At 72.8% G+C, this 7,773-nt stretch carries 9 protein-coding genes; 8 read left to right on the top strand and 1 reads right to left on the bottom strand.

Annotation, left to right across the window (positions count from 1 at the left end; translation table 11 throughout):
- The 8 genes from E1284_RS42100 to E1284_RS36315 form a co-directional block, all read left to right on the top strand.
- On the top strand, positions 1-865 hold an 865-nt coding region (locus E1284_RS42100; protein ID WP_207924153.1), incomplete at its 5' end, for a hypothetical protein.
- A gap of 74 nt (positions 866-939) precedes the next feature.
- Positions 940-1,578 carry a histidine phosphatase family protein gene (locus E1284_RS36345; RefSeq protein ID WP_131944682.1) on the top strand — a complete coding sequence of 213 codons (639 nt, stop codon included), beginning with the start codon at positions 940-942 and terminating at the stop codon, positions 1,576-1,578.
- A gap of 48 nt (positions 1,579-1,626) precedes the next feature.
- Entirely contained in the window at positions 1,627-2,217 is a 591-nt protein-coding gene (locus E1284_RS36340; RefSeq protein ID WP_243714963.1) for a TlpA family protein disulfide reductase, read from the top strand.
- Positions 2,218-2,230: 13 nt separating this feature from the next.
- A complete protein-coding gene (locus E1284_RS36335) occupies positions 2,231-2,974 on the top strand; it encodes a cytochrome c biogenesis CcdA family protein (protein ID WP_131944681.1) in 744 nt (247 codons plus the stop codon).
- Position 2,975: 1 nt separating this feature from the next.
- Positions 2,976-4,688, top strand: coding sequence for a cytochrome c biogenesis protein ResB (gene resB / locus E1284_RS36330; protein ID WP_131944680.1), 1,713 nt, complete (start codon positions 2,976-2,978; stop codon positions 4,686-4,688).
- Between the two features lie 4 nt (positions 4,689-4,692).
- A complete protein-coding gene (gene ccsB, locus E1284_RS36325; RefSeq protein ID WP_131944679.1) occupies positions 4,693-5,694 on the top strand; it encodes a c-type cytochrome biogenesis protein CcsB in 1,002 nt (333 codons plus the stop codon).
- 113 nt (positions 5,695-5,807) lie between these two features.
- Positions 5,808-6,809: a hypothetical protein gene (locus E1284_RS36320; protein ID WP_131944678.1), complete on the top strand. Its 1,002-nt coding sequence runs from the start codon at positions 5,808-5,810 to the stop codon at positions 6,807-6,809.
- A 35-nt stretch (positions 6,810-6,844) separates the two neighbouring features.
- Positions 6,845-7,126 carry a hypothetical protein gene (locus E1284_RS36315; protein ID WP_131944677.1) on the top strand — a complete coding sequence of 94 codons (282 nt, stop codon included), beginning with the start codon at positions 6,845-6,847 and terminating at the stop codon, positions 7,124-7,126.
- Between the two features lie 105 nt (positions 7,127-7,231).
- Here E1284_RS36315 and E1284_RS36310 read toward each other — a convergent pair whose 3' ends face one another.
- Positions 7,232-7,435 carry a BldC family transcriptional regulator gene (locus tag E1284_RS36310; RefSeq protein ID WP_021593176.1) on the bottom strand — a complete coding sequence of 68 codons (204 nt, stop codon included), beginning with the start codon at positions 7,433-7,435 and terminating at the stop codon, positions 7,232-7,234.
- Positions 7,436-7,773: the final 338 nt, after the last annotated feature.

Raw genomic sequence — 7,773 nt, 5'->3', positions numbered from 1 at the left:
CTCCGCGGCCGGTGCCGGGGCCTCCGCGGCCGGTACGGCCTCCGCCGCCGGCAAGGTCGGCACGGCTGCGGCGATCAAGGCGTTCTTCGGCACCGGCGCCGGGCTGACGGCCGCCGCCGCCGGGACGGTCGTGATCGTCGGGGCGGGCGCGCTCACGCTCACGCAGGTCACCAAGCAGGACCCGGAGCCGAGGCCGTCCGCGACGGTGCAGGCCGCGGCCACCGTCGCAGACGTCCGGCCGTGCGTCGTCGAGGCGCCGGGCGCGGTGATCACACCGTCCGGCGTCCCCGCCAAGGTGACGCTCCCCGCCCGCGTCAAGCTGCCGAAGAACACCGCCGTGTACGGATCAGGCCAGGGCATGCTGATCGGGCCCGCCGGCGCCGAGTGCAAGGGGTCCGTCGGCGCGAACGCGGGCTCCAGCACGGTCGGCGGCCCGACCGCGCTCGTCGAGGAGCACTGGCAGGGCTCGGTCGGCGGCATCCGGATCGCGCTCTGCGAGTACTTCCCGGACTCCGCGCAGGCCCAGCGGGAACGCGCGCAGGGCAACGAGTGCACCTCCGTGCAGAGCACGAGGGTGAACCTGCCGACCGGCGTGCCCGGCTTCGAGGCGGTGCTCACCCGCGGCCCCGGCACCGACGATCTGCCCTACCCGTCGCCCCTGGTGAAGGCCGAACTGGCGGTCCTGACGCCGCGCGGCCTGGTCGCGCCGATCACCTGCACGGCCCCGGCGGCGAACGCCGACGTCTGCAACGCCGCGCTGACCTACTGGTTCATCCAGCACCTGGGGGACTCCCCGCCGGCCGGGACGTTCCTGGACCGCGCCGCGGAGAGCATCGCGAAGTTCGTCGCATCGACCCGCATCTGAGCCCCGCGCGGGCAGGTGCGGGCGGGCCGGGCCGGGGACCGGCCAGGCGCGCGGCGCGGGTAACCTGACCGGCGATGACTGACACGACGATCGTTCACCTGCTCCGGCACGGTGAAGTGCACAATCCCGAGGGCGTCCTGTACGGGCGGCTGCCCGGGTACCGGCTGAGCGAGGACGGCGTCCTCATGGCGAAGGCCGCCGCGAAGTGGTTCGCCGACCGGGACGTGACCGCGCTGTTCTCCTCGCCGATGCAGCGGGCGCTGGAGACGGCGGCGCCGCTCGCGGACTCGCTCGACCTCCCGGTGACCGTGGACGATCGTCTGATCGAGGCCGACAACCACTTCGAGGGGCTGACGTTCGGGGCCGGGGCCGGCTCGCTGCGCCGCCCCGAGCACTGGCGGCACCTGGTCAACCCCTTCAAGCCGTCCTGGGGCGAGCCGTACAAGGGGCTCGCCGCGCGGATGCGGGCCGCCGTGATCCGGGCGCGGGAGGCGGCGCGCGGCCACGAGGCCGTGTGCGTCAGCCACCAGTTGCCGATCTGGATCCTGCGCCTGCACGCCGAGCACCGCCGGCTGTGGCACCACCCGAGCCGGCGCGAGTGCGGCCTCGCCAGCCTGACGAGCCTGACGTTCCAGGGCAGCCGGCTGGTGGAGGTCGCCTACTGCGAGCCCGCCGCCGGCATCGCGAAGGGGCCCAGTGTCGCCGGTGCCTGACGGCACCGCTAGGTTGTGTACTACGTCCTGTAGTAGTAGGAGGGTCCGTTGAACCCCCGAGTCTCCCCGCTGCGCGCCGCCGCGGCCGCCGTCGCGCTGTGCGGCCTGCTCGCGGGCTGCGCCGGGACGGGTGCCGCCGGGAGCGGGCCGGACGGCGCCGACAACCGGTTCATCTCCGGCGACGGGAACATGACGCGGTACGCGCCCGGCGACCGCAAGAGCGTCCAGGGCGTCACCGGGGAGCACCTCGACGGCAAGCCGTTCAAGCTGTCCGAGCTGAAGGGCAAGGTCGTCGTCGTCAACTTCTGGGCGTCGTGGTGCGCGCCCTGCCGCGGCGAGGCGCCGTCGCTGGAGCAGGTCTACACCGAGAACAAGGCGAAGGGCGTCGAGTTCGTCGGCGTCAACTTCAAGGACTCCAAGGCCAACGCGGAGGCGTTCGAGCGCAAGTTCAAGGTGACCTACCCGTCGCTGTTCGACGCCGACGGCCGGGTCACGCTGGCGTTCCGGGAGGTGCCGCCGAGCGCGATCCCGAGCACCCTCGTGCTGGACCGGCAGGGCCGCGTCGCCGCCCGCATCATCGGCGCGACGACGTACTCCAAGCTGAACCCCCTGGTCGCCGAGGTCGTGGCGGAGAAGTGAACACGGCGGCGGCGTGAGCACGGTCAACGAGACGGTCGTCAGCGGGTCGCTGGTGGCGGCGGCGCCGCTCGCGGCCCTCGCCGGGCTCGTCTCGTTCGCCTCGCCGTGCGTCCTGCCGCTGGTCCCCGGCTACCTGTCGTACGTGACCGGGATGACCGGCGTCGACCTCGCCGAGCAGCGGCGGGGGCGGCTCGTCGCCGGCGCGCTGCTGTTCATCGCGGGCTTCAGCGTCGTGTTCGTCAGCTACGGCGTCGTCTTCGGCGGCCTCGGCCGGTGGCTGCTGGAGTACCAGGACACGATCACCCGCGTCCTCGGCGTCGTCACCATCGTGTTCGGCCTCGCGTTCATGGGGCTGGTCCCCGGCCTGCAGCGGACGCTGAAGTCGGGGCGGCTGCCCGCGGCGGGCCTCGCCGGCGCGCCGCTCCTCGGCGTCCTGTTCGGGCTCGGCTGGACGCCCTGCATCGGGCCGACGCTCGGCGCCGTGCAGGGCCTCGCGATCACCGAGGCCAGCGCCGGGCGGGGCGCGCTGCTGTCGCTGGCGTACTGCCTCGGCCTCGGGCTGCCGTTCGTGGCGACCGCGGTCGCCTACCGCAGGGCGCTCGGCGCGTTCGGCGCGGTGAAGCGCCACTACCCCCTGGTCATGCGGATCGGCGGGGGGATGCTCGTCCTCATCGGGGTGCTGCTGGTGAGCGGCCTGTGGGGGAACCTGACCATCGAGCTGAGGTCGTGGATCAGCGGCTTCGAACCGGTGATTTGAGATGACTGAGACAACGGAGACCGGTACCGAGGCCCCCGCCGCGCGGCAGGCGCCCGCGGAGGTGCCGCGCCCGAGGGGACTCGGGCCATTCGGGTGGCTGCGCTGGGCCTGGCGCCAGCTCACCACGATGCGCACCGCGCTGATCCTGCTGTTCCTGGTGGCGCTCGGCACGGTGCCGGGGTCGGTCCTGCCGCAGCGGGGCCAGGCGCCCGAGAAGGTCGTCGCATACCTGGACGAGCACAAGACGCTCGGCCCGTGGCTCGACAGGTTCTCGATGTTCGACGTGTTCGCCGCGCCGTGGTTCGCGGCGATCTACATCCTGCTGTTCGTGTCGCTGGCCGGCTGCGTCCTGCCCCGCGCCGTCAAGCACTACAAGTCGATGCGGGCCCGCCCGCCGGCGGCGCCCCGCAACCTCGGGCGGCTGCCGCAGACGGCGGCGTACGAGACCGACGCGTCCCCGGAGGACGTCCTCGCCGAGGCCCGCACGGTGCTGCGCGGGCGCCGGTTCCGGGTGGACGTCTCGGACGGTGCCGCGTCCGCCGAGAAGGGCTACCTGGGAGAGTCCGGCAACCTGCTGTTCCACCTGGCGCTGCTCGCGCTGCTGTTCGCGCTCGGCCTCGGCAACCTGTTCGGCTACCGGGGCAACGTCCTGCTGACCGAGGGCAAGACGTTCGCGAACTCGCTGGGCCTGTACGACCAGTTCCAGCCGGGGCGGGCGTTCCGCAGCGGCGAGCTGGCCCCGTTCACGATCAGGCTGGACGACTTCAAGGCCGAGTACGAGACGCGGGGCGCCAAGCGCGGCCAGGCCACCGAGTTCAACGCGAAGATCCACTACCGGGACAGCCCGGACGGCAAGGAGAAGCCGTACGACCTGCAGATCAACCATCCGCTGAAGGTCGGCGGCGCGAAGGTGTACCTGCTCGGGCACGGGTACGCGCCGGTGTTCACCGTCCGGGACGCCAAGGGCAACGTCGCGTTCCAGGACTCGGTGCCGTTCCTGGAGATGGAGCCGCGCAACCTGACGTCCGAGGGCGTCATCAAGGTCCCCGACGCCGAGCCCGACCAGCTCGCCTTCTACGCGATCCTGTGGCCGACCGCGGCCGCCAGCGAGGACGGCAAGCAGATCGTCTCGGCCTTCCCCGCGCCGATCCGGCCGGTCGTCACCATCACCGCGTTCAAGGGCGACATCGGGCTGGACGCGGGCACCCCCCAGTCCGTCTACAAGCTGGAGGGCATCGGCAAGACCCTTCAGCCGATCAAGGGCGGGCAGAAGCTGCTGGAGCCGGGGGAGACGTTCAAGCTGCCCGGCGACGCCGGCTCGGTCACGTTCGACGGGGTCCGGGAGTGGACGAGCCTGTCGGTCAACCGCGACCCCGGACGCATCCCCGCCCTGATCGCGGCCATCCTCGCGGTGCTCGGCGTGGCGACCTCGTTCATGGTCCGGCGGCGCAGGGTGTGGGTCCGTGCGAGCGCCGGAGAGGGCGGGCGTACGGTTGTCGAGGTCGGCGGTCTCACGCTGGGGAACCCGACCTCGGAGTTCGACGACATCGTGACCGCGCTGCGCGGTCCGGAGGACGAGCCCGGTCCGCAGGACGGACCCGGCCCGGAGCCCGGCCCGGAGCCCGGACCCGACCCCGAGCCCGGTGCAGAGCCCGGCGAGATCGACCCCGGCGCCGATCGGGCATCCGGGTCGGCCCCCGAATCGAAGGAGTGACGAGGTGAGCAACGCCGACCTCGCGAACCTGAGCGACAAGCTCATGCTGACCACCGTCGTGCTGTACATCGTCGCGCTGGTCGGCTACGCCGCCGACCTCGGCTTCGGCCGCCGCCGCGCGGTGGCCGCCGGCGAGCAGGCCGCGACCGAGAAGGAGCAGGCGAAGGTCCTGGTCGGCGCGGCCGGCGCCGCCTCCACCGCCGCGGGCACCGCCGCGGCGGCGGACGCGGCCGACGCGGACGAGAGCGGCTCCGAGCGCGCCCGCATCGACTGGGCGAGCCTCGCCGTGCTTCTGAACGTGCTCGGGTGGGGCGCGCACCTCGGCGTCCTGGTGACCCGCGGGCTGGCCGCGAACCGGTGGCCGTGGGGGAACATGTACGAGTTCCTCACTGCGATCGCGTTCGCCGCCGTCACCGCGTTCGTCGTCGTGATGTTCCGGTACAAGGCGCGGTTCCTCGGCGCGTTCGTCATGGCCGCCGCCGTCATCGCGCTCGGCGTCGCCAACATCTGGCTGTACGACTCGGTGGGCCCGGTCAGCCCGGCGCTGAACTCCTACTGGATCGCCATCCACGTGACCGCGGCGATCATCGCGACCGGCTCGTTCACGGTGGCGGGCGCCGCCACCATCCTGTACCTGGTGCGGGACCGCGCGGAGTCGCGCGGCGGCGTCGCGGCGGGCGGCGTCCTGTCCCGGATGCCGTCGGCGGACACCCTCGACCGGCTGTCGATGCGCGTCACGATGTTCGCGTTCCCGATCTGGACGGCCGCGATCATCATGGGCGCGATCTGGGCCGACCAGGCGTGGGGCCGCTACTGGGGCTGGGACCCGAAGGAGATCTGGTCCTTCATCACCTGGATCATCTACGCCGCGTACCTGCACGCCCGCGCGACCGCCGGGTGGAAGGGCCGCAAGGCCGCGATCCTGTCGCTGATCGCGTTCGCCGCGCTGCTGTTCAACTTCTTCGGGGTCAACTACATGTTCTCGGGCCTGCACTCCTACGCGTAGGGGCGCCACTCGGGGGATGACGGCGTGTCGGGTTCCGGCTTACCCTGCCTGCGGGGCCCGGTCCGGCGCGCACGCCGCTCGACGTCCACGGGGCCCGCAGACAGAGGAGCCCGATGCGCTTCAAAGGCGTCCACCGCAAGCCCCGGGACCAGCGGACCCGGGAGGCGCCGCACGGCGGCCGGTTCCGGGCCGACACGGCCCGCGACGAGCGCCGGCAGGAGGTCGCCTACGCGCCGTCCCCGCCCGACTCGGGGCAGGTGCGGCCGCGCAGCAACCAGCCGCGCGACCGCTTCGGCCGGTTCCGCAAGGCGGGCCGCGACGACGACTTCGCGGTGCCCGGCCCGGACGCCGCCGGGACCGACGCCGTCGACACGGCGGGCGGCCCGCGCGGGCTGACCGGCCGGCTGGCGCGCCGCGTGCACCGGCCGCGCGCCGCCGACTACTCCTGGAGCGACTTCGAGCTGGAGGACGACCGCGTCCGCGTCGAGCCGTACCCGCCGGGCATGCCGCACGCCGCCGACGGCCGCCGCAACTGCGGCGTGCTGGAGAGCGTGCTGGTCCGGCAGTGGGACGTCCGGGACGGGCCGCCGACACCCGAGGTCATCGGCGCCGTGGACAGCCTGGCGTCGCTGCCCGAGCCGCTGAAGGAGAAGCTGGCGGCCGGGCTCGACGGCATCTACGTGGGGCCCGGCGGCGTCCCGCAGCTGGACGACATGGGCCATCTGCGCGACCGCCCGCTGCCGTCCGGCCGCGCCACCTGGGACATCTGCGCCGGCGCGTACGGCGACCGCAAGATCGTCGTGGGGGACCGGCCGTCCCCGACGCCGGACGTGATGCTGCACGAGGTCGGGCACGCCCTCGACGACATCGACGGCGACGACGGCGAGTGGACGTCCGACAGCCCCGCCTTCCGCAAGCTGTACGAGGAGTGCCGCCCGTACCTGGCGAGCGCGTTCCACAAGCAGCCGGACGCGCTCGGCCGCCGCGAGTTCTTCGCCGACGCGTTCGCCGCGATCTCCTCCCGGCAGCGGCCCGCGCTCGTGGATATGCTCGCCGGCAACATCAGGACGGCCCTCGAGGTCATGCTCTTCTTCAACCGCAGGTACGGGATCTAGGACACCGCGATGGACGACGGCGAGGGTGATCGACGATGTACGTGATCCGGCTCCCCGACGGCACGCTCCGGGTTCCGCACAGCGTCGTGTCCGAACCGGACGAGACCGAATCGGACGTCACCGGGCCGGAGGCGCGCGAGGGGCGGATCATCGCCGACGCCTATGTCGAGATCGGGCCGGGGGACCCCGACTACGACCGGCTCCTCGGCGAGTCGCTCACCGAGGAGGAGATGGCGGACCGGCGGCGCCGCTGGCGGGACGAGGACGAGGACCTGCTGCGGCGGTTCGAGGAGTGGAAGGGGGACGCGGAGGACTGAGCAAGGGGGGCGCCCCCGCGTGGTGCACCGGTGTTCGGGACGGCTCCGGCCGCCCGGCTGGAAGGGACCGATCCGTGGCGCGGCGGTCCGGGCGGCCAGAGCGCGTCAGCGGGCCGAATGCTCCGCGACGGGCTCCTCGCCGCGCAGCAGCGCGTGCACCTCGGACTCGCGGAAGCGCCGGTGGCCCCCCGGAGTGCGGATGCTGCTGATCCGGCCCGCGGCGGCCCACCGGGTGACCGTCTTCGGGTCGACCCGGAAGAGGGCGGCGACCTCCCCTGGGGTCAGCAGGCGCTCGCTCGTGCTCTCCACGTTTTCTCTCCCCCTTTGTCCCGCTCTCGGCGCGGGTGGACTGTTTAACAGTGTGGCGGGTCAAGACCGATTTCTCCCTTGTTTTCGGAAAAGATCACTGACCGTAGTTTCCCGAGCAGGAGCGATCGCGCTCAGTGTTCGCCACCCGTGGCGCAGCGTCCACACTGACCCCGTTTGACCTGCCATGTAACGCCGGAAACGCCGCCCCAGCGCGCCCGTCCGCCGCGGTCGAAGTAGTCTTCGAGACCATGTCCGATCTAGTCTCGCTGCCGGAGATCGAACGGGCCGCCGAGCGCATCGCCGGTGTCGCCGTCCGGACCCCGCTCGTCCCCTTCCCC

It is taken from the genome of Actinomadura bangladeshensis, from assembly GCF_004348335.1.
Taxonomy (GTDB): domain Bacteria; phylum Actinomycetota; class Actinomycetes; order Streptosporangiales; family Streptosporangiaceae; genus Spirillospora; species Spirillospora bangladeshensis.
The sequence above is the reverse complement of the archived record's forward strand: the minus strand, read 5'-3'. Positions and strand labels throughout refer to the sequence as shown.

What these genes read in the sequence shown, in the direction of transcription:
- E1284_RS36345 (WP_131944682.1), top strand. Translation starts at nt 940, where the DNA reads ATGACTGACACGACGATCGTTCACCTGCTCCGGCACGGTGAAGTGCAC.
- resB (WP_131944680.1), top strand. Translation starts at nt 2,976, where the DNA reads ATGACTGAGACAACGGAGACCGGTACCGAGGCCCCCGCCGCGCGGCAG.
- E1284_RS36320 (WP_131944678.1), top strand. Translation starts at nt 5,808, where the DNA reads ATGCGCTTCAAAGGCGTCCACCGCAAGCCCCGGGACCAGCGGACCCGG.
- E1284_RS36315 (WP_131944677.1), top strand. Translation starts at nt 6,845, where the DNA reads ATGTACGTGATCCGGCTCCCCGACGGCACGCTCCGGGTTCCGCACAGC.